The organism is Rhodococcoides sp. S146-33, from assembly GCF_059489205.1.
Genome location: NZ_JCAJWY010000001.1, coordinates 1,364,811 through 1,386,628, shown reverse-complemented (window position 1 = coordinate 1,386,628; position 21,818 = coordinate 1,364,811). Strand labels below are relative to the sequence as shown.

The 21,818-nt window shown below is 63.4% G+C and carries 18 protein-coding genes, 1 tRNA gene and 1 pseudogene; 5 read left to right on the top strand and 15 right to left on the bottom strand.

Going from position 1 to position 21,818, the window contains the following annotated elements; genetic code table 11:
- Positions 1-32: 32 nt before the first annotated feature.
- The 3 genes from AC5WEY_RS06615 to AC5WEY_RS06605 form a co-directional block, all read right to left on the bottom strand.
- Positions 33-4,406 carry a non-ribosomal peptide synthetase gene (locus AC5WEY_RS06615; RefSeq protein WP_495645176.1) on the bottom strand — a complete coding sequence of 1,458 codons (4,374 nt, stop codon included), beginning with the start codon at positions 4,404-4,406 and terminating at the stop codon, positions 33-35.
- A 129-nt stretch (positions 4,407-4,535) separates the two neighbouring features.
- Positions 4,536-4,979 (bottom strand): PIN domain-containing protein, encoded by a 444-nt coding sequence (locus AC5WEY_RS06610; RefSeq protein WP_495645175.1) that lies wholly within the window; start codon positions 4,977-4,979, stop codon positions 4,536-4,538.
- Positions 4,976-5,836: a hypothetical protein gene (locus AC5WEY_RS06605; RefSeq protein ID WP_495645174.1), complete on the bottom strand. Its 861-nt coding sequence runs from the start codon at positions 5,834-5,836 to the stop codon at positions 4,976-4,978. Before AC5WEY_RS06605 ends, AC5WEY_RS06610 begins: the two co-directional genes overlap by 4 nt.
- Positions 5,837-6,023: 187 nt before the next feature.
- Between AC5WEY_RS06605 and AC5WEY_RS06600 the strand changes: the two genes are divergently transcribed.
- The gene (locus AC5WEY_RS06600; protein WP_495645543.1) at positions 6,024-6,680 is read left to right on the top strand and encodes a pyridoxamine 5'-phosphate oxidase family protein; all 657 of its coding nucleotides are present in this window, start codon (positions 6,024-6,026) and stop codon (positions 6,678-6,680) included.
- On the opposite strand, the gene tgt is transcribed toward AC5WEY_RS06600, so the two are convergent.
- The 7 genes and pseudogenes from tgt to AC5WEY_RS06565 all read right to left on the bottom strand — a co-directional run bounded on the left by tgt (position 6,634) and on the right by AC5WEY_RS06565 (position 15,948).
- Positions 6,634-7,872, bottom strand: coding sequence for a tRNA guanosine(34) transglycosylase Tgt (tgt, locus tag AC5WEY_RS06595; protein ID WP_057477248.1), 1,239 nt, complete (start codon positions 7,870-7,872; stop codon positions 6,634-6,636). The genes AC5WEY_RS06600 and tgt overlap by 47 nt on opposite strands.
- Before the next feature lie 48 nt (positions 7,873-7,920).
- A complete protein-coding gene (locus tag AC5WEY_RS06590; protein ID WP_495645173.1) occupies positions 7,921-9,885 on the bottom strand; it encodes an ABC transporter ATP-binding protein in 1,965 nt (654 codons plus the stop codon).
- On the bottom strand, positions 9,882-11,615 hold the full coding sequence (locus AC5WEY_RS06585) for an ABC transporter ATP-binding protein (RefSeq protein ID WP_057477250.1): 1,734 nt from the start codon (positions 11,613-11,615) through the stop codon (positions 9,882-9,884). The genes AC5WEY_RS06590 and AC5WEY_RS06585 overlap by 4 nt, the downstream gene beginning before the upstream one ends.
- Positions 11,616-11,695: 80 nt before the next feature.
- Positions 11,696-13,996, bottom strand: coding sequence for an MMPL family transporter (locus AC5WEY_RS06580; protein ID WP_057477251.1), 2,301 nt, complete (start codon positions 13,994-13,996; stop codon positions 11,696-11,698).
- A gap of 116 nt (positions 13,997-14,112) precedes the next feature.
- A pseudogene (locus tag AC5WEY_RS06575) lies at positions 14,113-14,712 on the bottom strand (acyl-CoA-like ligand-binding transcription factor); the annotation flags it as partial.
- A gap of 95 nt (positions 14,713-14,807) precedes the next feature.
- Complete coding sequence (locus AC5WEY_RS06570) at positions 14,808-15,266, bottom strand: RrF2 family transcriptional regulator (RefSeq protein ID WP_057477252.1); 459 nt, start codon at positions 15,264-15,266, stop codon at positions 14,808-14,810.
- Positions 15,267-15,312: 46 nt separating this feature from the next.
- Positions 15,313-15,948, bottom strand: coding sequence for an SOUL family heme-binding protein (locus AC5WEY_RS06565; protein WP_495645172.1), 636 nt, complete (start codon positions 15,946-15,948; stop codon positions 15,313-15,315).
- A 111-nt stretch (positions 15,949-16,059) separates the two neighbouring features.
- On the opposite strand from AC5WEY_RS06565, the gene AC5WEY_RS06560 reads away from it, so the two are divergent.
- Positions 16,060-16,965 (top strand): sterol desaturase family protein, encoded by a 906-nt coding sequence (locus AC5WEY_RS06560; protein ID WP_495645171.1) that lies wholly within the window; start codon positions 16,060-16,062, stop codon positions 16,963-16,965.
- On the opposite strand, the gene AC5WEY_RS06555 is transcribed toward AC5WEY_RS06560, so the two are convergent.
- Positions 16,946-17,635: a YceI family protein gene (locus tag AC5WEY_RS06555; protein ID WP_495645170.1), complete on the bottom strand. Its 690-nt coding sequence runs from the start codon at positions 17,633-17,635 to the stop codon at positions 16,946-16,948. The two genes, AC5WEY_RS06560 and AC5WEY_RS06555, sit on opposite strands and share 20 nt — an antisense overlap.
- Positions 17,636-17,754: 119 nt before the next feature.
- Here AC5WEY_RS06555 and AC5WEY_RS06550 point away from each other — a divergent pair, with 119 nt between their 5' ends.
- From AC5WEY_RS06550 to AC5WEY_RS06540, 3 genes are read left to right on the top strand one after another with little or no spacing between them, the layout of a single operon-like run.
- A complete protein-coding gene (locus tag AC5WEY_RS06550) occupies positions 17,755-18,765 on the top strand; it encodes a PHP domain-containing protein (protein WP_495645169.1) in 1,011 nt (336 codons plus the stop codon).
- Entirely contained in the window at positions 18,762-19,676 is a 915-nt protein-coding gene (locus tag AC5WEY_RS06545) for an alpha/beta hydrolase family protein (protein WP_495645168.1), read from the top strand. The genes AC5WEY_RS06550 and AC5WEY_RS06545 overlap by 4 nt, the downstream gene beginning before the upstream one ends.
- A gap of 23 nt (positions 19,677-19,699) precedes the next feature.
- On the top strand, positions 19,700-20,155 hold the full coding sequence (locus AC5WEY_RS06540) for a hypothetical protein (protein ID WP_495645167.1): 456 nt from the start codon (positions 19,700-19,702) through the stop codon (positions 20,153-20,155).
- Positions 20,156-20,376: 221 nt separating this feature from the next.
- On the opposite strand, the gene AC5WEY_RS06535 is transcribed toward AC5WEY_RS06540, so the two are convergent.
- The 4 genes from AC5WEY_RS06535 to AC5WEY_RS06520 form a co-directional block, all read right to left on the bottom strand.
- A tRNA-Ser gene (locus tag AC5WEY_RS06535) sits at positions 20,377-20,466 on the bottom strand.
- A 50-nt stretch (positions 20,467-20,516) separates the two neighbouring features.
- Positions 20,517-20,714, bottom strand: a complete 198-nt coding sequence (locus AC5WEY_RS06530) for a CsbD family protein (RefSeq protein WP_057477116.1) — start codon at positions 20,712-20,714, stop codon at positions 20,517-20,519.
- Between the two features lie 93 nt (positions 20,715-20,807).
- Complete coding sequence (locus AC5WEY_RS06525) at positions 20,808-21,263, bottom strand: nucleoside deaminase (RefSeq protein ID WP_495645166.1); 456 nt, start codon at positions 21,261-21,263, stop codon at positions 20,808-20,810.
- A 3-nt stretch (positions 21,264-21,266) separates the two neighbouring features.
- A complete protein-coding gene (locus tag AC5WEY_RS06520; RefSeq protein WP_057477088.1) occupies positions 21,267-21,806 on the bottom strand; it encodes a tRNA adenosine deaminase-associated protein in 540 nt (179 codons plus the stop codon).
- Between the last annotated feature and the right edge of the window lie 12 nt (positions 21,807-21,818).

Genomic DNA, 21,818 nt, shown 5'->3' with positions numbered 1-21,818 from the left:
CGATGTCGCGTGCTACTCACGCACGGCACATGCTACACGTTGTGTAGTAGTTGATCGGACGGTTCGACGGTGATCAGATCTCGCCACACCGAGTCGGGTTCTGCGACCATCTCATACATGATCTGCTCGAGACTTTTCCCCAGTGCCACAATTGTATTCGCGTCGAACAGTGCTGCAGGATAGACGATATCGACCGCGGTCTCGATAGCCTTACCTTCGCCGTCTCGATGTTCGGTGACGTGAAAATGAAGGTCGCACTTGGCGATGTCGATCGGTCGAGGGGTGATCTCGAAGCGAACATCCCCGACGTCGACGGTCGCGGCGGAGAAGACATCCAACGACAGCGCCACCTGAAAAATTGGGTGCCTCGCCTCCGTCGACTCGGCGCCGAGATCGACGACGACATCCTCGAACGACACCGTGGCATGGTCGAGGGCCCGCAATTCGCTCGCACGGGCCGACTGCACGACGTCTTCGACGGTCGTGGCCTCGGCGATCTTCGTCCGAATGGCGACGGTGTTGGTGAAGGTACCGACGAGTTGCTCGAGTCTCGGGTCATCACGACCGGCAACCGGAGTCCCGATGACGATGTCGGTCGATTCCGTCGTCTGGGCGAGCAGAAGCAACAGTGCTGCGCGAAGTACGGTGAATCGTCCTGTCCCGCAACGCTCGGCCAGAGACGACATGCTCTCGGTGGCGTCTGCGTCGAAACGAAGCGACGTGCGTGCGCCGCAGAAGTCCCAGTCCTGCCCGCGAGGGCGGTCCAGTGGCAACTCCCTCGATTTCGGTATGTCCGACAACTCTGCGCGCCAGAAGTCGAGATCGGCCGACTTGTCTCGATTGGCCGCCCAAACGCTGTAATCCACGTATTGCAGCGGCAATTCGAGCCACGACGGTGCGGTGCCGGCAATCCTGGCGTGATACGCCAGCACGAAGTCCGACGCCAACAGCCCTAGTGACCACCCGTCCGCTGCACTGTGGTGGACGGCGCACGCGAGCACGTAGCGATCGGGTGCTATCGCAAACAGGCGCGCCCGAATCGGGAACTCGGTGCGCACGTCGAAGGGGTGCTCGAGGGTCTGCACCGCTGCGGCGTCATCGAAGTCGACAACATCGAGGGTCGGTACCGCCATCGCCGAATCCGGCTCGACGACCTGCACCGGAACCCCGTCGACATCCGGATACCGCGTTCGCAGGGTGCTGTGCCGATCGATCAGGTCGGTCATCGCCTGCGAGGCTGCCGCCGCGTGGAACCGACCGGAAATCGTCACCGTGAACGGCAGGTTGTACAGCGGGAGGTGCGCACTTCGATCGATGTGGCGCTGCTGCGGCGCGAGCGGAATTGCCAGCATCCCCTCTGCCAGACCTCGTTCGGGTCGCGAATCCTGCTGTCGCCCAATCAATCGACGCTCGTCGATCCGCGCTGCCAGGGCCTGAACGGACGGGGAACCGGCCAGGTCTCGGACGCCGACGTCCACCGAGGCTTCGGCCCGCACCGATGCGACGACTCTGGTCGCCGCCAGCGAATCGCCCCCGAGATCGAAGAACGAAGCGGCGCAATCGATGCCATCCCTATCGAGCACACGTGCGAACACAGCCGCCACCATCTCCTCGGTGACACCGGACGGCTCGATCGGAGTGCCGGTCCTCGAAGCGGTCAGGTCCGGAACAGGAAGTGCGCCGCGATCGACCTTTCGATTGATCGTCAGCGGAATCTCGTCGAGGATCGACAGGGTTGCCGGCACCATGTGGGCGGGCAATTGCCCGGCGAGCTCCTTGCGAATGCGCTCGGTGTCGAGCACATTTCCATCGAGCGCGGCTACGACATAGCCGTCGATACGCAGATCCCCAGTTCGACTGCGACGCAATGCCGATGATGCCGCACTGACACCCGGGAACGCCCGCAACGCCGCGTCTATTTCACCCAATTCGACACGATTTCCCCGGATCTTGATCTGATCGTCGGTGCGGCCGAGGAACTCGAGCGTGCCGTCACCGCGCAGACGCGCACGATCTCCGCTTCGGAACATCCGAATCCCGCTGCCGAACGGGTTCGCGACGAATCGCGCCGATGTATCCGCGGTGCGACCGAGATATCCTCGCGCGACTCCGGCAGTTTCGATGTAGATTTCACCGACCGCTCCCGAGGGAACAGGCCGCAGAGTGCGATCGAGAAGGTGAATTTTCGCGCCCACCATCGCTCGACCGATTCCGTCCGCACTACCCGGGTGCAGCGGAGCGGTCATCGTGACACTGCAGGTCGTCTCGGTGGGTCCGTAGGCATTGAGCAGTCGCCTGCCTGCCGACCAGCGGTCGACCGCATCCTGCGGAGCCGCCTCACCGCCGATGATGATCGTCCCGACGTTCGCGAGCGCCGAGGGATCCAACGTCGCCAGCGCCGAGGGCGTGATCAGCAGATGCGTAATCCTCTGCTGGACAATCAGATCCGACAGTTCGGCGCCGCCGTATCTACCCGCGGGCGCGATCACCACCGCCGCGCCCGCGGTCGCCGCAGCCAGCACCTCGACGATGGCAGTGTCGAATCCGGGCGAGGCGAGGTGACAGACTCGCGACTCGTCGTCGAGGCCGTAGCTGCTCCTGATCTGTTGCACCAACGCGGCAATGCCATCGTGGGTGACGACGACGCCTTTGGGAGTGCCGGTGGACCCGGAGGTGTAGATGACGTAGGCCGCGTGGTGCAGTGCCGCGGTCGCGACTGTGGTCGGGTCTCCCTCCGCGAGAACGTCATCGACGTCCAGCCACTCCACATCACCGAACTCGCCACCGCCCGTGCACAGGCCCAACACCGCGCCGCTGTCACGCACCACGAACTGCGCCCGCTCACGGGGGTGATTCGGGTCGACCGGAACGTACACCGCACCCACTTGTGCGACTGCCCAGAAAGCGACGACCCCCTCGACGGAACGGCCGATGCGAACGGCGACCCGGTCCTCGGTACCGATTCCTCGGGCAGCCAAAGTGGACGCAAGTGCTGACACTCTCGTGGCCAGCTCACCGTAGGTCACGGCGACTTCTGCGTTCCGAACCGCAATTCGATTGCCGTGCTTCGCGATTGCCTTCGAGAACACGTCGTTCAGTGATCCACGCTCGGTCACGGCCGCGCCGACGGAGGCGGGTGCCGCGTCGGGCTCCCCGGGCAGGAACAGGTCGAGGTCGGCCACCGCCGTGTCGCCGTAGCCGGATTCGGCGAAACGGTCGAGAAAGTGCAGGAACCGCTCGTGGTGACGCGCCAGGTCGCTCGGTGTGTAGGCGGCAGGATTGGCCTCGAAATCGATGCGCGGACGGGCTCCGCGTCGACCTGGGTAAATGTTGACGGCAAGATCCGACACCGGGCCTGTGGTCAGAATGTTGATCTCACCGTCGAAGTCCCCGACGGCCACGGTGTTCGCAAACATCATCACGTTGATCGTCGGCCCGAAACGCCCTGCGGTGATGGCATTTCCGCTCGCGGATGCCTGCGGCCTGCTCCGCTGGTGCCGGAGCACGGCACCGATCGCCACCTCGGTGGACTTGACCACGTTGTTCACCGTCGCCGATCCGACGCCCGACAACCGCAACGGCACCACATGCGACAACGAGGACCCGGCCCGGCGAAGCATCGCTGTCGGCCTCGCCGAGACCGGCAGTGACAGATCGACGTCGTCTACATCGTTCATCCGCGCGAGGAAGGCAGCGAACGCAGCGATCACGACCGTCGACGTGGCGTGTTGGGCCCGGCTCGACGCGGTCAGTGAAATCGACCGATCCTCCCCGACGACGATCGGAACCGATGCAGGCTGCGAATTCCGGCCCCAGGTAGCGGCGTAGCCGAGGTCGGCGGATTCCCAGTGCTTACGATCGCGCCGCGCGCGAGCGGATGCGCGGTAGCGCTCGTCCTCGGCGAGAAGCGCCGCCGGAGTCGTCGGATCGATCCGTGGAGGCTCGACGCTGTCCTGCGCCCCGGCGTACAGAGCCGCCGCCCGCTCGAGCACCTTCATCGACGCATAGCCGTCGAGCGCGATGTGATGGGCCCTGGTGTACCAGAACACGCGATCGTCACCGACACGGAGTACTCGCAGTCGCACCAGGCGGCCGTACATCGAGAGGGCTGTTCGACAGTCGTCGTTCATCCATCGGGTCGCCGCTTCTTCCGGACGGTCGTGTCCACGGAAGTCGAGGATTTCCACCGCCTCGGTCTCCGCGTCCACGAACCGCTGCATCGGAGTGCCGTCGACCTCGACGATCCGCATGGTCGACGACGAGAACTCTCGATGCGCCTTACTACCGCACGCGGCCAAGACGTCGACGTCGACGGCACCGACGATGTCGACGTAATACGCAATGGTGAACGGCACGTCGGGCATGAATTGCTGGGCCAGCCAGATGTCGGCCTGGGACGAACTCACAGGTATGGCGTCGTCGAACATCGTGGTCCCCCCACTGCGATCCAGTTACTACACACTCAGTAGTACTAGAGTACGCGCTGGCGGTGAGACGGATGCCGCACATGGTGGACGCTTGTGCGAGGCGGGCGCTCAATCTCTCAGCAGAACCAAGTCCGGTGCTCCGAAATAGATACCGTCCAGAGTCAACAACGGCAGTCCTTTCGAGATTGCGCATGCTGCGATCCAGCGATCGCCGGTGTGAACTTTGTTGTGCAGCGCATGACCCGCGCGCTTGCACGCTGCGGTCAACACTGCATAGGCGTCGACGACCTCACGGTCGATGGAGATCGTAGGGGCCGAGTCGAGCTTGACTCGGGTGTCTGCCACTCTGCGCTCACCCCAATTACCCATCATCGTTCCCGCGAGTACCTCTGCCCGCGTCTGGAACGCAATCACGACCTGAAGCCCGGCCAGTTGTCTACGCAGTTCGTCGACAGGATGACCACGATTCGCAGCCTTGCCTGGGTCGACGTACAGAATGCTGAACACGTCGGTATCGACGAGAACAGCACCCCGGCTCGCGGGCCGGGTCATAACCCGATAGCAGCAAAGAATGCGTCGGCTTCATCGTCGCTCACCCCGTCGATCCCGCCGGGCTCGATACCGGAAGCAGCAGCCAAAATGTCCCCGAGAGGGACTGAATCGGGGATGCCTCTCTCCGCAACTGCGTGAGTAAGCGCAACAATCCGCGAGTTCGACAGCCTCTTCAACTGTCCGTCCGCGCCGGTCACCGGCATACCAGTTACGGTCACGTAGCTACCGACCAACGGACCGAGTCCGGAGTCGTCGGCCACATCGGGAAGAGCGACTTGGTTGCCGGCGTCATCCTCCACCTGAAAGCGGTGTGTTTTCAGGTTGGCCGAATACAGGCGTCCGATGAAAGTACGGAGTTCGGCCGACACACCAGTTGCAACCTCCCAGGTCTCGGGTCTAAGTGCAGCCGTGTCGAATGTCTGCACCGTCAGTCCATCAACTTTGAACTCGACCTCCGGGGCAGCGCGGCGTAGAGCCGATACCAATTCGCCGGCTGCGTTCGACAGGGAATCGCTGACCCAATCCGGCCGATGGTCGAGACCGATCGATTGCACCAACTTCTCGAATGTTGCGTCGAAGCCTTCCTCGTCTGCCAGATCGAAGTCCAACGCATCCTCGCCGGCTCCTGCGCGTCGAACAAGAAGTTTGGTGCTGCCAGGGGCCAACCCGATGACCAGATTGGCGACCCGGTGCACTCGTGAGGGTGCGCGGCCGAGCCGATCGGCATCTGTCTCGCTTCGGCCGATGCTCATCGCAACTGTCCTGAGACTCTGTACGAGCGCAAGCAAGTCATTGGCGTCCAACTCGCCCTCGGGTGCATTCGCGCCCTTCAGTCGAAACTCGAATTGAGTGGCCACGGTTATCACCTTCTCACTGGGGCGGCGCAGTCTGACGTCTTCGTCCATTGTGCGCGATCGACGCACATCCGGCGTAGGAGATTATTGCGGTTGCCCCCGACACTTCGATATCAGCCACGATGCGGAGCGAGGCCATGGTGGTCGTAGTCTGACACCCGTGCCGCAGAGCAACCACTATCACCATCTGATGTTCGGTTCTGCTGCGATCGCGCGGCAGAAGGTCGACGGCAGCTACACCGCCTACGGTTCACAGACCGAGCGACCCGACGACGGCCCGATGCCTCTCGACACTCGCGAGAAGGCCATGATTCGTGCGATCGATCAGTTCCAGATCGCCACTGTGGCCGAGTCGGGCTGGCCCTACATTCAGTATCGAAGTGGGCCGAAAGGCTTCCTGCAGGTTCTCGACGATCGGACGTTGGGGTTCGCCGACTTCGCCGGGAACCACCAATACGTCACGGCGGCAAACCTCGATAATGACGATCGCGTCGCGATTTTTCTCGTGAATTACCCTCTGCGTCAACGCCTCAAGCTCTACGGCCGGGCACGTACCGTCGAGGCCGCGGACGATCCCCAACTACTGGACCGACTGAGGAAGATCGGTGACCTGACCGTCGCCGCTACCTGCGAGCGCAGCATCGTCATCGACGTCGAAGCGTTCGATTGGAACTGCACCCGCAGCATCATCCCCCGCTACGACGCGGCTTACCTTGCGGATCTGTCCGAGGTGTACCAGCGCAAGGCTGCCGAGCGGGAACAGGAACTGCTACAGCGAATTTCGGAGCTCGAAGATCGGCTCACGCAGTCTTCGGCGCGTAGAAGCGACCCAGAAACTCCGTCTTGAATTCGGCGAAACGTCCCTGCTCGATCGAGGCTCGGATGTCATCGACCAGCTTGACCGTGAAGCGCTCGTTATGGATGGTGCACAGTGTCGATGCGAGCATTTCCTTGGCCTTGAACAAGTGGTGGATATAGGCCTTGGTGTAGTTCGCGCAGGTGTAGCAGTCGCAGTTGTCGTCGATCGGGGTGAAGTCGCGTCGATGCTTGGCGGTGTTGATGTTGAAGCGGCCGGTCGGCACGTAGATCGCCGCATTGCGCGCTACCCGTGAGGGATTGACGCAGTCGAAGGTGTCGGCACCGTTCTCGATGGCGGTGAAGAAATCGTCCGGCTCGCTGATGCCGAGCATGTGCCGCGGCTTGTGTTCGGGCAGTTCTTCGTTCACCCACCGAGTGATGGTTCCGAGGTTCTGCTTCTCGAGCGCACCGCCGATCCCGTAGCCGTCGAAGCCCCTACCCGTTTCGCCGGTGATCGTTTCGAGGTCGTGTGCGGCCTTGCGTCGTAGGTCCTCGTACTGCGCGCCCTGCACCACTCCGAACAACGCCTGGTACGGCTTGTCGGCGCGCTCGACGGTGAGCCGTTCGTGCTCGAGGACGCATCGCTTCGCCCACGCCTGGGTTCGGTCGACCGACATCTCCTGATAGCCGCGGGTATTCATCAGCGTCGTCAGCTCGTCGAACGCGAACATGATGTCTGCACCGAGCCGATGCTGAATCTGCATCGACACCTCGGGAGTGAATCGGTGCTTGGAGCCATCGAGATGGGATTTGAACGTCACGCCGTCGTCGTCGACGTGGGCCAGCCGTTCCTTGCCCTCGGCGATGACGTCGTCGGACTGCACGCGCGTGGCGTCCATCGAGATGACCTTCTTGAACCCGACGCCGAGCGACATGACCTGGAATCCACCGCTGTCGGTGAACGTCGGCCCGTCCCAGTTCATGAACTTGCCCAGCCCACCCGCCTCGTCGACGATGTCCGAGCCCGGCTGCAGGTACAGGTGGTACGCGTTGGCGAGCACCGCCTGCGCGCCGAGCTCCTTCATGGCCTCCGGCAGCACCGCCTTGACGGTCGCCTTGGTGCCCACCGCGATGAATGCGGGGGTGGCGATGTCGCCGTGCGGGGTGTGGATGGTGCCGGTACGACCGAGCTCACCGTCGAGCCTGGTACCGATGTCGAAGCCGAAACTGGAAGAACTCACCGCGTCAGTATGCGGCTTCGCCGCTTGTGAGCGGAAATTCGTAGCCCACTACGAATTTCCGTGCACGTGCGGCGAAGCCGCTCCAGCCGCTCCAGCCGCATTGAGGCGGAAGTACGCACCCCTGGCCGCGAGGAGCTCCTCGTGATTACCCTGCTCCACGATGCTGCCGTTCTCCATCACCACGATCGTGTCCGCGTCCCGGATGGTCGAGAGACGGTGCGCAATAACAAAACTGGTGCGATCACTGCGCAATTTGGCGGTGGCCTTCTGCACCAGCAGCTCGGTTCGGGTGTCGACGGAACTGGTGGCCTCGTCGAGGATGAGGATCAACGGCTTGGCCAGGAAGGCGCGGGCGATGGTGATGAGCTGCTTCTCACCGGCGCTGACGTTGTTGCCCTCCTCGTCGATGATCGTGTCGTAACCGTCGGGCAGAGAGTGCACGAATCGATCCACGTAGCTCACCCGCGCAGCCTCGAGGATTTCCTCTTCACTGGCACTCGGATCGCCGTACGCGATGTTGTCGCGGATGGTTCCACCGAACAACCAGGTGTCCTGCAGCACCATGCCGGTGCGAGCGCGAAGTTCTTCGCGGGTCATCTTCCTGGTGTCGACGCCGTCGAGAGTGATACGGCCCGAATCGATCTCGTAGAACCGCATGATGAGGTTGACCAGTGTGGTCTTTCCCGCACCAGTGGGACCGACGATCGCGACCAGGTGACCGGGATCGGCTACCAGCGACAGATTTTCGATCAACGGACGGTCGGCCGAGTAGCCGAAGGAGACATTCTCGAATTCGACGCGACCCCGTCGCTCGACGGGACGCACCGCATCGGCTGGATCGGCATCCTCTTCCTCGGCGTCGAGCACCTCGAAGATGCGCTCGGCGGAGGCGACACCGGACTGGATCAGGTTCACCATCGCACCGACCTGCGTGAGTGGCTGAGTGAACTGACGCGAGTACTGGATGAAGGCCTGCACCTCACCGAGAGTGAGCGTGCCCGACGCCACCCGCAGCCCACCGACGACGGCGATGACCACGTAGTTGATGTTCCCCAGGAACATGATGACGGGCATGATCATGCCGGAGATGAACTGGGCGCGGAAGCTGGACTGGAAGAGCTTTTCGTTTCGCTCGCCGAACTCGCGCTCCACCTCTTCCTGACGACCGAAAGCCTTGACGATCTCGTGACCGGTGTAGGTCTCCTCGATCTGGGCGTTCAGCTTTCCGGTGTGCTTCCACTGCGCGACGAAGTGGGGCTGCGAACGCTTGGCGATGACGGCGGTCACCGCGAACGACGCCGGAATGGTCAGCACCGCAACGAGAGCCAGCAGCGGCGAGATCCAGATCATCACGCCGAGGATGCCAAGCACGGTGAGAATGCCGGTGATCAACTGACTGAGCGTCTGCTGCAAGCTGGTCGAGACGTTGTCGATGTCGTTGGTGACGCGGCTGAGCGTCTCACCGCGGGCATTGTTGTCGAAGTACTTCAGCGGCAGTCGATGCACTTTGGCCTCGACGCTGCCGCGCAGCAACAGGATTCGGCGCTGCAGGGCGATGTTGAGAATGTAGCCCTGCGCCCAGGCGAACAGCGACGACAGCACATAGAGGACCAATACCCACATCAGGACGGTTCCGACCGCCCCGAAATCGATACCTGCGCCAGGAGTGACATCCGTCCCGGACAGCAGGTCCGCGATGGAATCGTTTCCCTCGGCCCGTAGCTGCTCGATCGCTTGATCTTTCGACTGACCCGGATCCAGCTCGCGGCCGACGACGCCGTTGAAGATGAGGTCGGTCGCGTGACCGAGCACGGTCGGCGCGGCAACGGTGAGCACGGTGCTTGCGATACCGAAGGCCAGCATCACCGACAGGAAGACCTTCTCGGGAGCGAGCAGGCCGACCAATCGCTTGAACGAGCCCTTGAAGTTACGGGCCTTGGTTCCCGGCACGACAGCCTTCGCGACGGGTGCGTCGTCTTTCTTTTCTTCCGTCTTCTCCACCTGCGCGGTCACAGTGCACCGACCACGGCGCGCTGCGAGTCGACGATCTCGGCGTAGGTGGGGCACTCGGCCATCAATTGGTCGTGAGTACCCACACCTACCGGCTTTCCGTCGTCGAGTACGAGTATCTGGTCGGCGTCGATGATGGTCGAGACGCGTTGAGCGACAACGATCATGCACGCATCTCGCGTCACCGGCTTCAGTGCCGCACGCAGATTGGCATCGGTCGTCAGATCCAGTGCGGAGAACGAGTCGTCGAACAGGTAGATGCTGGGTTTGCGTACGAGCGCACGGGCGATGGCCAGTCGTTGACGCTGACCACCGGAAACCGTCGTACCACCCTGTGCGACGGGCGTCTCCAGTCCCTCGGGCATGGCGCGAACGAAGTCGGCACCCTGCGCGATCTCGAGTGCCTCCCACAGTTCCGCGTCGGTGGCGTCGGATTTGCCGTACCGCAGATTGCTCGCGATGGTGCCCGAGAACAGATACGGCTTCTGCGGGATCAAACCGATTTCGGAACGCAACAGATCGAGATCGAGTTCACGGATATCGACTCCCCCGACGCGTACCTCGCCGCCGGTGACGTCGATCAATCGCGGAATCAGGTTGACGAGCGTCGACTTTCCGGAGCCGGTACCGCCGATGATCGCGGTGACCTTTCCTGCCTCGGCCCTCAGGTTCACTCCACACAGCACCGGATATTCGGCACCGGGGAAAGAGAATTCGGCGTTCACCAACTCGACGGTTCCCGGCGAGGACACGAAAGTCTTTGGTTCGAGAGGCAGTACGACCGACGATTCGGTGGCGAGTACTTCACTGATGCGATCGGCACAGACCGACGCGCGGGGCACCATCATCGCGATGAACGAGGCCATCATCACCGACATGAGGATCAGCATGATGTAGCTCAGAAGAGCTGTGAGAGAGCCGATCTGCATGGTGCCCTGATCGATGGCATGGCCACCGAACCAGATGACGGCCACGCTGGTCACGTTGCTGATGAGCATGACCGTCGGGAACATCAGGGCCATCAGCCGCCCGACGCGCAATGCCGTGTCGGTGAGCGCGGCGTTGGCAGATCCGAACCGGTCGATCTCGAAGTCCTCTCGGACGAACGCCCGCACCACCCGGATTCCGGTGATCTGCTCACGCAGAACACGATTGACCGCGTCGATGCGCTTCTGCATCGAGCGGAAGGCCGGCACCATCTTGATGATGATCAGGCCCATGGAGATCGCCAGACCGGGCACCGCGATCAACAGGATCCAGGACAGACCGAGGTCCTCGCGCAGCGACATGATGATGCCACCGACGCACATGATCGGTGCCATCACCACGATGGTGAATCCCATGACGATCACCAACTGCACCTGCTGGACGTCGTTGGTGTTGCGGGTGATCAACGACGGCGCACCGAACTGGCCGACCTCACGAGCCGAGAACGTGCCGACGCGGTGCAGGATTGCACCGCGTAGGTCACGTCCGACGCCCATCGCCGCCCGAGCGCCGATGAATACCGCGGCCACGGAACTGATGATCTGCACCGCCGACACGAGGAGCATCACGCCGCCGGCGGAGAGGATGTAACCCGTATCGCCGGTGGTGACGCCCTTGTCGATGATGTCGGCATTGAGGCTGGGCAGGAACAGCGCCGCCAACGTCGCGACGAGTTGCAGCAGGATCAGCGCGACGATCGGCAGCTTGTAAGGAGCCAGATACGTCCGCAGCAGCGGAATCAGCATGATGGCCGAAGATTACTCGTACACATGGATGACAGTCTCTCCGTTTTTCGAGTGTTGCGGGCAATCTTCGGCCGACCGGCTCATGCCTGCAGAACCGATTCCTTCTCCGGAGCCGTCTTCAGCTTGGCACCTTCGATGTCGACGTTGGGCAGGATCTTGTCCAGCCACTTCGGCAGCCACCAGGCCTTGTCGCCCATCAGCGCCATCACCGACGGAATGAGCACCATGCGCACGACGAACGCGTCGAAGAAGACCGCAGCCGCAAGCGCGAAGCCGATCGACTTGATGAACGAGTCCGGCTCGGCGATGAACGCAGCGAACACCGAGATCATGATCACTGCGGCCGAGGTGACCACGCGTGCGCCGTACTTGAAGCCGTTGACGACCGCGTCCTTGGCGGCGGCGCCGTGGACGAACTCCTCACGCATCCGCGAAACGAGGAACACCTGGTAGTCCATCGCCAGACCGAACACCACACCGATGAGGAAGATCGGCATGAAGCTGACGATCGGCTGCGGGTTGGAGATCAGGCCGAGCCCACCCTCTTGGAAGATGAACACCGTCGCTCCGAAGGTGGCCAGCACGCTGAGCAGGAACCCGACCGTCGCGGTGAGCGGCACCAGAATCGAGCGGAACACCAGCATCAGCAGCACGAACGCGAGTCCTACAACCACAGCCAGGTACGGAATCAGCGCACTCTGCAACCGCTCCGAGATATCGATCCCGATCGCGGTCTCGCCGGTCACTCCGTAGGACACGCCCGCGCTCTCCTGCAATCCGCTCTCCGCGTCGCGGAGGTTGGTGACGAGAGCCTTCGTCTGGTCACTGTTGGGAGTGCTAGACGGGGTGACGAGTATCTGAGCCGTGTCACCCGCCTGGTTGACGGCGATGATCTGCGCATTCGTGACGTCGGATTGCGCGGTGATCGTGTCGATGACCTTGCCGAAGGACGCAGTGCGATCGGCCTCGGCGACGCCGGACGCGTCGGCGATGACGAGCAGCGGTCCGTTGCGTCCCGGCCCGAACGCGTTTTCGGTGATGTCGTATGCCTGACGGGCTGGCGTCGACGGGTCCGAGGTGGCGATGGACGGAAGTGCGAGGGACAACCCGGTGGTAGGTCCTGCGATGACGCCGAGGAGCACGATGCCGCCGACGAGGCCGAGGATCGGTTTCTTGACCAAGAACCTGGCCCAGCGGAGTCCGTTGGTGGGCTTGGCCTCCGGGTCCTCGGGGTCGGTGGTGTTGACGAACTTGAGCTTGCCTGCGAATGCCTTGCCCTTGTAGACGCCCAGCATCGCGGGCAGGAACGTCAAGGCGATCAGTACCGCGACGAACACGGCGAAGCCTGCGGCAAGACCCATCTGCGACAGGAACGGGATTCCGACGACGCGCAGGGCGACGAGTGCGATGAGCACGGTCGCGCCGGCAAACACGACGGCCGACCCGGCAGTACCGACCGCCCGCCCGACTGCCTCTTCGCGATTGTCGGTGAGTGTGAGCTCGTGCCGATAACGCGCCAGGATGAACAGCGAATAGTCGATCGCAACAGCAAGACCGATCATGATGGCGAGAATCGGAGTGAACGAAGACAGGCTCGCGAAGCCGGAGGCTGTGGTGATCGCCAAGCTCGAGATGCCGATACCGACGATCGCGGTGATCAGCGGCAAGCTGGCAGCAGCGGCCGAACCGAACATGATGAGAAGAACGATGGCAGCGACGGCGAGGCCGACGATCTCCGAACTACCACCGGGCGACGGGTTCTCCTGCGCGACAGTGCCGCCCAAGATGACGTTCAGGCCTGCATCGCGGGCCGGCTGCGCAGCGGCGTCGAGATCGCTACGAATCTGATCGGTGACGTCGGCAAGATCGACGTTGATCGGAGCGGTGACGGTACCCACGTTGCCGTCGGGGCTCAGCGGTGAGGTCGCGGCCGCATCGGCAGCTACCTGGTCGGCCGGAGTCCCGGCCTCGGTGGCCGCCTTGGTGTACTGCTCGACGATCGACTGGTTGGCCGCGACCGGATTGGCAAGTGGCGGTGCACCTTCCGCAGGCTTTGCCGCGTCGATCTTCTCGATCTCGGCAATGGTGGCGTCGATGGCGGAGGTGTACTGCGGGGTATCGAGCGATTGGCCGTTCGGTGCCTGGAAGACGTATTCGGCGTTGACCGCCTGCAGTGGGTCCTCGGCTCCGCCGAACCGCTCCTTCTGCAGGTCGAGTGCAGCCTGAGCGGGTGTGCCCGGAATGCTGAACGAGTTGACCGTCGGTGCGGACAGCGTCGCTGCGCCCACGCCGGCTGCAATCAGAATCGCCAGCCACAGTCCGAGGACGATGCCCTTGCGTCGGTACGCGAATCTTCCGATTCGGTAGAGATAGGTGGCCACTGTCAAGCTCCTCGGTTGTGTTCGGACGAGTCGGGGTGGGGATGTGGATGCGGTTCGGGAGTGGAGCCTGCGGAATGACCCTTGGGCTCGGGAGTGGAGCCTGCGGAATGACCCTTGGGCTCGGGAAGTCCTGCGCGGAGTTGGTCGAAGGCGTCTTCGATCAGGGCCCTCGGTGTCGACGCACCGGCGGGGTCGGTGATCCAGATGTTCAGTGCGGACGTCACGGCACCACCGACGGCCATTTGCAGCAGGTTCGGGTACAGGTCGGTGTCGATGCCTGTTCCGGTCCGCTCGGCAATGGCCTCGCCGAGTTTGCGGGTCAGCGCGTGGTGCATTTCGAGTTTCCGGGCCATCAATGCGGGGTTGGCCTCGATGAGGCGGGCCGCAGCGAAGGTGTCCTCCAAGTCCCTGCCGGGATCGGAGACAAGGTTGACTGCTATGTGCCGCAACGAATCCCAGATCGGCTCCGTCGCCGGCCGAGCGCGCAGGAGCTCGACCCATTCGAGGGCCGAAACCTCGATGTGGTGCAGAACCGCTTCTTCTTTGTTGGAGAAGTAGTTGTGGAACGTACGGGTGGACACTCCCGCCTCGTGCGCAATCGCGTCGGCGGTGACCGCATCGAAGCCGTGCAGCTTTCCCAGACGTACGGCCGCCAGACCGAGAGCGTCGCGGGTAGCGGCCTTCTTGAGATCACGAAGGCCCGTCGGGGAAGTCACGATTACCAACGTACGGAACTTGCACGGTTCTGCAAGTTTGCAGAGACGTGCAAACTTGTCGACCTCGCCACACATTGCCCTCGGTGTGACTCAGGTCATCGACGCGCCCATGCCGTCGGCTCGCTGACCAGCTCTTTCACAAATCCGGGCAGATCGTCGTCCACGATGTCGGCGAGCGACACCGCCTCGAGCACCGCGCGCAGATTGACGCGCACCGCCAACCACACCCGGGTGAGCGGCTCGGCCGGGCCGGCGTACTCGGCATCCTCGGGCCGTTGACCACGCACCGACGCCAGCGGCCCCTCGACGGCCCTGATCACATCGGCAACAGAAATGTCCGACGCCTCGCGCGCCAACCAATATCCGCCGTCGGGCCCCCGCCTGCTGCAGACGAGGTCTGCGCGACGCAGATCCGACAGCACCGATTCGAGAAACTTGTGCGGAATACCTTGCGCGGTGGCCAACGCCTCGGCTTTCGCAGGACCCTGTCCGCCGACCGCTGCCAGTTCGATGAGCGTCCGCACTGCATAGTCAGCTTTGGCCGTGATGTGCACCGTCAATTCCTATCATTTCGGTAGGAAATTAGCGAGCAGTTGCCCGTCAGGAACCTTCCGGTACCACCACGACCACCTCGTTGCGACGCAGTGGTGGCAAGGTCCAGGGCGGATCGTAGAACCAGGTCATCGGCTCACCCAGCATCTCGATGTCGTGCGCGCGCAATGCTTCGGTCAACGCCGCCATCTGCGGTTCGACGTTGTCCCGGCCCCGCCCACCGCTGAACCGCAGCACGGCCACCGTCTCCGCCGGAACTTCCGTCAACGTCACGCGGTCGTCGTCCGGCTTCGGCAACGTGTCCATCGTCCATTTCGACGGCATGAAGAACCGGACAACCCAACCCTCGCTGCCGGGCGTGCTCGACACGGGGGCCGTCATCGCGATCTTCTGCGAGCCTGCGGACGACTGACTGACGGGAGCGGTCATCGCGACCTTTTGCTTGCCGCCGTTTCCACCGAAAATGTACCGGGCCAGGCGGCGGAAACCCTCCTGGCGTGCCTCGTCCTCATCTGCGTCGACAGTGGTCTGAGCTGCAATGCGTGGTTCGTAACGACGGATCTCCACCGCATCGGTCAGTCGCCGGCTCGTGTGCGGCGGCTCCTCGGTACCGACCCGAATTCCGACGACGCCCAGCACGGACTCCCCCACCTGCCCGATCGTGGACGTGATCTTCTCCAGCATGTCCGACTCCCTCTCTCGGCAATAGGTGCGCCCACTCCACGGTACGAGCCGTAGGAAAAGCTGCACCGACAGCGTTACACTTACTCACTCACTGTCACGCTGGGAGGTTCGATGAGCGAGTGGATCGGTTCGGCATGGAATGCACTGCCCGAACCGCTGCGCGATCCCGTCGCGCTGGCCATCCCCGCGTTCGCGCTGCTGCTGACGATCGAATGGATCGCCGCCGCGAAACTCGAGGACGGTGAACGCGGCGGTTACTCCGGCAAGGACGCGCGGGCCAGCCTGAGCATGGGCTTGGTGTCGATCGCGACCACCACGGCATGGAAGGCGCTGGCACTGGTCGGCTACACGGCCGTCTATGTCTACGTCGCGCCGTGGCACCTCCCCGCCGACGCCTGGTACACCTGGGTGATTCTGATCCTGGGCGTCGACCTGCTGTTCTACGGGTATCACCGCATCGCGCATCGAACTCGTATCATCTGGGCGACGCATCAGTCCCACCATTCGAGCGAGTACTTCAACTTCGCTGCGGCGCTTCGACAGAAGTGGAACAACAGCGGCGAGGTCATCATGTGGCTGCCGCTCCCCCTGCTCGGAATGCCGCCGTGGATGGTGTTCGTCGGGTTCTCGATCAACCTCGTCTACCAATTCTGGGTGCACACCGAGCGCATCGACAGGCTGCCGCGTCCGTTCGAGTTCGTCTTCAACACACCCTCGCACCACCGCGTTCATCACGGCCGCGATCCGCAGTATCTCGACAAGAACTACGGCGGCATCCTCATCGTCTGGGATCGCCTGTTCGGCAGCTACGCCGAGGAGGTCGAGCGGCCGAACTACGGATTGACCAAGCCTGTCGACACGTTCAACATCTGGACCCTCCAGACACACGAATACCGCAACATCGCACGGGATGTCGCGGCTTCGCGGTCATGGAAGGAACGCGTCGGATACCTCGTCGGGCCGCCGGGCTGGACGCCGACCGAACCGCGAGAACGCGCTACTGCCGATTCAGATTGATCAGGAAATCGATGGTCCCGGACGGATCCACCGTGACGAAGCCGAGCGATGGCGGCTCGATCTCGTAGTCGGTCCACGTCGTCGGAATGGCACCCGACGCGATGAGGGTGTCCCCGGACAGGAGCACCTCCATCTCGACCGAGACCGGACGTGTCTGATCCTTGAGCGTCAATGTGCCTTCGGCCGTGACGGTTTCGGTGGTGCCGTCCTTGGGCAGATCCGACAGGTCGATCGGGGAGTCGATCGAGAAGGTTGCCGTCGGATAGGTGGCGGTGTCGAAGATGTTTCCACGGAATTGGCTGTCGCGGCGGTCGCTGTCAGTGCTGATCGAGTTCGTCAGGACCACGATCTGCCCTTCGGTCAGAGTGTCGTCGGCGATGGTCACATTGCCGGCCACCTCGGTCGTCGATCCGACCACCGTCACATCGGACCCATTGAGCAGTTCGTCGACGGTATAGCCCGCGGCCGTGGTGTTGGTCTCGTCACCCGGGGTGACGATCCACCGTCCATTGATGTCCACGACGGTGGCCGCTTGGGCACCGGACGTGGATACCGTCGCTGCCGGTGCGTCGTCTTCCTGCAACGAGGCGTAGATCTTGGGGCCGAAGTAGAGCCCGAGCGCTACGAGCACAACGACAACCACGCCTACGATCCACCATTTCTTGGTCATGACTGCAGATGGTAGTTGCAGCTTCAAGCCCATGGGGGATGAGAGACCTGGCAACTGCCTGAGAGTTTTGTCCGTTTACCCGTGCGCACGTGTCGGTGCCGACAGGCACAATGGAACGCATGGATCCGGTGGAGGCACTTCGAGAGATCGGATACTGGCTCGAGCGGTCACGCTCGGACACCCATCGCGTCAAGGCGTATCGCCGAGCCGCGGATGTCGTCGAATCCCTCAGTACTGCACAGCGATCCGAGCACGAAAAGGCCGACAGCTGGTCCTCACTGGCCGGCATCGGAGCCAAGACCTCGCTGATCATTCGTCAGGCTCTGACGCAGGACGTCCCGGATTATCTCGCCGAGCAGAGAAACGCTGCCGAACCCATCGGCAACAACGACCTTCGCGCCGCGCTCAAAGGTGATCTGCACACCCATTCCAATTGGTCCGACGGCGGTAGCCCCATCGAGGAGATGATGCGCACCGCTGCCCGGCTGGGCCACGAATACTGCGCCCTCACCGATCATTCCCCGCGCCTCAAGGTCGCGAACGGCCTCACCGCCGAGCGTCTGCGCGCCCAACTCGACATCGTCGCCGAGTTGAACGAACGTCTCGCACCGTTCCGCATCCTCACCGGAATAGAGGTCGACATCCTGGACGACGGGTCACTCGACCAGGACGAGGGCCTGCTCGCCGAACTGGACGTAGTGGTGGCGAGCGTCCACTCGAATCTGCGCGCCGACTCGAAGGCCATGACCAAGCGCATGGTCACCGCCATCGCGAACCCGCACGTCGACGTCCTCGGCCACTGCACCGGGCGGCTCGTCGAGGGCGGTCGCGGCACCAGACCCGAATCGACGTTCGACGCACCCGTGGTCTTCGAGGGCTGCCGACAATTCGGTACCGCGGTGGAGATCAACGCCAGACCCGAACGACAGGATCCACCCGAGCGCCTCATCGACATCGCCCTCGAACGCGAGTGCCTGTTCTCCATCGACACCGATGCGCACGCACCCGGCCAACTCGACTGGCAGGGATACGGCTGCATCCGCGCCGAGGCCCGCGGTGTGCCCGCGGAGCGAGTGATCAACACCTGGCCGCTCACCCAACTGCTCGATTGGACGGATCGGAGCGCGTGAATCGCCGTCACTTCCTCTCCGGCGTGCTCGCGGTGACACTGGTCGGCTGCAGCTCCACCGACACCGACTCGTCGCCGAGTACCGCCGAGACGTATTCTGCTGCACTGCAACCAGTCTCGGGTCCAGCCGGCAACCCTGTCCGAGTGAAATACGGATACCAGCCGGACAACATCGGCGATCTGTACCTGCCCGACAACATCGCCACCTCGCTCCCTGTCGTGGTGATGATTCACGGCGGCGGATGGCAGGAAGACCTCGACCTGTCGTACTTCCAACAGATGTCGACAGCCATCGCAAACGAAGGCATCGCCGTCTGGAACGTCGAATATCGGCGTGGCCCGGACAACTGGGCCAACACTCTCTCCGACGTCGACGACGCCACCGAGGCTTTGGCAACCGTCGTACAGGACGCAGCCGGCGGGAGGCTCGATCTCGATCGCGTCCACATCGCCGGACACTCCGCCGGCGGGCAGCTCGCCGCCTGGGTGGCCGCTCGACACCTGATGCCCGTCGACGCGCCGGGAGCGGAACCCAAGGTCAAGCCGCGTAGCGCCACCATCATGGCCGGCGTATTCGACATGAAGAGGGCAGCCACACTCGGCAACGACAAATTCGTCCCGGTCTTCCTCGGCGGCATGCCGAACGAGGTACCCGGCCGCTACAAAATCGCGTCGCCCATCGAATATCTCCCCCTCGATGTCCCACTGACTGCACTGCACGGTGATGCCGATCAGACGGTGTCGGTCAATCAGAGCCGCGTCTACGTCGATGCAGCGACCAAAGCGGGGAGCACCGACACCGATCTCGTCGTACTGCCCGGGGCCAGTCACGGCGCGTTCCTCGACCCCGAGAACCTCGCTTGGTCGACGGCACTGAGCACCATCACCGGACGTGCGCAGACCCTGCTCTGAGCACTGGGTGGTACACATTTGCGATGAACCGAAAACTCGCGACCGGACTGCTCGGGCTGATCGTGGCCGTATCGATCGTCGGCTGCGGTGACGACGCGACGACCGATGCCGCATCGACCACGTCCGCTGCTGCCGGCACGACCACGTCTGCTGTGGCCTCCACAACCGTCCCCGCCAGCACCACGGCCGACGCACCTGTGCCGGCCCCTGCCGACACACCGGTCCCCGAGGCTCCGCCTGCCGCTGAACCCGAAGCCCCAACCTCGGGCGTCACCGGCGAAGCGCTGTACCAGCAGACCTGTACGCAATTCATGCCGTCGATCGACGCACTCGAGCAGACCGGAATCTCCGATCGTGCCAAGTCGGTCGAGGGTCTGCGCACCGAAATGACCACCGCACCGAGTTGGAACACCGTGCCGCCCGCTGATCAGAACGAAATTCTGCGCGGACTCGACGCCGCCGGTGCGGGGCAATGCTGAGCGTCTGAGTCGCTGGGGGTTCGGCATCCCCGGTCCCGGTGATCCCGCAAACGCGCGCGCGTTTGCCATAGGCGCGCGGTCTAGGCAGCGAATCCGACCGCGTCTGGCGAATGTGCGCGCGTTTGCGGCTGAACCAACCCGGCCGCACACCAACACCCCGCAGACCGGATTCCACCCAGCACAGAAAAAACTCCCCACCCGACGGATCGGGTGGGGAGCTATGGCGGTGGCGGAGGGATTTGAACCCTCGGAGGGGGTGAACCCTCACACGCTTTCGAGGCGTGCTCCTTAGGCCGCTCGGACACGCCACCGCAGAAAACTGTACCGGAATGCGGCCCTAAGGCTAAATCGCCTGCTCAGGCTACTTGCCGGTGAGCTTGTCCTTGATGTTCGAGGCTGCGTCCTTGACCTTCTCGGCACCGTCCTTGAATGCTGCCGAGGTCTGGTCGCCCTTGCCCTCTGCTTCGAGGTCTTTGTCTCCGGTGGCCGAACCTGCGGCTTCTTTCGCCTTGCCGCCGAGGTCTTCGGTCTTGTTCGAGATCTTGTCGCCGAGTCCCATGAGTGTCTCCTTCGCAAGTTCGGAGCGCAGCGTCGCGCTCTGCCCTCCACCATCCACAACATTGGACGTCGGGGCCAGCGTGTGACGAGATCGTTATCTCTGCCGAGCGAAGAAACGAGTCAACACGTCGGCGCATTCCGCTTCCAACACTCCCCCGCGAACCTTGGGTCGATGCGTCAGCCGACGATCCCGCACGACGTCCCACAACGATCCGACAGCGCCGGTCTTCGGTTCCCACGCTCCGAACACCACGGCTTCGACGCGGGCCAGCACCAACGCTCCAGCGCACATCGTGCAGGGTTCCAGCGTCACGGCCAGGGTGCAGCCTTCGAGTCGCCAACCGTCACCGTGGACGGCAGCCGCTCGACGCAACGCCAGAACTTCCGCATGGCCGGTGGGGTCGCCCGACGCCTCCCGCGCGTTGCAGGCCCGGGCGATCTCACGTCCGGAGGCGTCGAACACGACGGCTCCGACGGGTACATCGGCATCCGATGCCTCGGCGGCGGCCGAGAGGGCTGCGCGGATCATGTCCGCGTCGGATACCACCATCGGTCAGCGCCGCAGCTTGCTCACCGCGGCGGCGAATTCGTCCTCGAAGCCCAGTCGTTCGGCAATGGATTGCAGCTGCTCGTCAGGGTAGTCGTCGGTCTCGGCGACGATGATGCCCAGCACGGCCTCGGGTAGTCCGAGGTCGGCGAGCAGGGCGAGGTCGCCTTCTTCGTAGGGCTCGATGTCGTCGAGCTCGTCGGGGTCGACGTCGGGGATCTCGATGTTCAACGCATCGAGAACGTCCGCGGCAATTTCGTAGTCCACTGCGGCGACCGCGTCGGACAGCAGCAGGCGCGTGCCGTTCGGTGCCGGACGCAGGATCACGAAGAATTCCTCGTCCACGTCGAGCAGCCCGAACACGGCGCCCGAGCTGCGTAGTTCACGCAATTCGGTCTCTGCCGCCGACAGGCTGGTCAGGGCATCGTCGGACAGCGGCGTCACGGTCCACTTGCCGTCCTCTCGGACAACTGCAACGCCGAATCCTTCGAGGTCGTCGTACTCCGATGCGGATGCGCGATTGTCTTTCGCGCGCTGTGCGGCCATGCGCGCAACGGT

What these genes read in the sequence shown, in the direction of transcription:
- AC5WEY_RS06610 (WP_495645175.1), bottom strand. Translation starts at nt 4,979, where the DNA reads ATGACCCGGCCCGCGAGCCGGGGTGCTGTTCTCGTCGATACCGACGTG.
- AC5WEY_RS06600 (WP_495645543.1), top strand. Translation starts at nt 6,024, where the DNA reads ATGTTCGGTTCTGCTGCGATCGCGCGGCAGAAGGTCGACGGCAGCTAC.
- AC5WEY_RS06585 (WP_057477250.1), bottom strand. Translation starts at nt 11,615, where the DNA reads ATGCTGATTCCGCTGCTGCGGACGTATCTGGCTCCTTACAAGCTGCCG.
- AC5WEY_RS06565 (WP_495645172.1), bottom strand. Translation starts at nt 15,948, where the DNA reads ATGCTGGAGAAGATCACGTCCACGATCGGGCAGGTGGGGGAGTCCGTG.
- AC5WEY_RS06560 (WP_495645171.1), top strand. Translation starts at nt 16,060, where the DNA reads ATGAGCGAGTGGATCGGTTCGGCATGGAATGCACTGCCCGAACCGCTG.
- AC5WEY_RS06555 (WP_495645170.1), bottom strand. Translation starts at nt 17,635, where the DNA reads ATGACCAAGAAATGGTGGATCGTAGGCGTGGTTGTCGTTGTGCTCGTA.
- AC5WEY_RS06550 (WP_495645169.1), top strand. Translation starts at nt 17,755, where the DNA reads ATGGATCCGGTGGAGGCACTTCGAGAGATCGGATACTGGCTCGAGCGG.
- AC5WEY_RS06540 (WP_495645167.1), top strand. Translation starts at nt 19,700, where the DNA reads ATGAACCGAAAACTCGCGACCGGACTGCTCGGGCTGATCGTGGCCGTA.
- AC5WEY_RS06530 (WP_057477116.1), bottom strand. Translation starts at nt 20,714, where the DNA reads ATGGGACTCGGCGACAAGATCTCGAACAAGACCGAAGACCTCGGCGGC.
- AC5WEY_RS06525 (WP_495645166.1), bottom strand. Translation starts at nt 21,263, where the DNA reads ATGGTGGTATCCGACGCGGACATGATCCGCGCAGCCCTCTCGGCCGCC.
- AC5WEY_RS06520 (WP_057477088.1), bottom strand. Translation starts at nt 21,806, where the DNA reads ATGGCCGCACAGCGCGCGAAAGACAATCGCGCATCCGCATCGGAGTAC.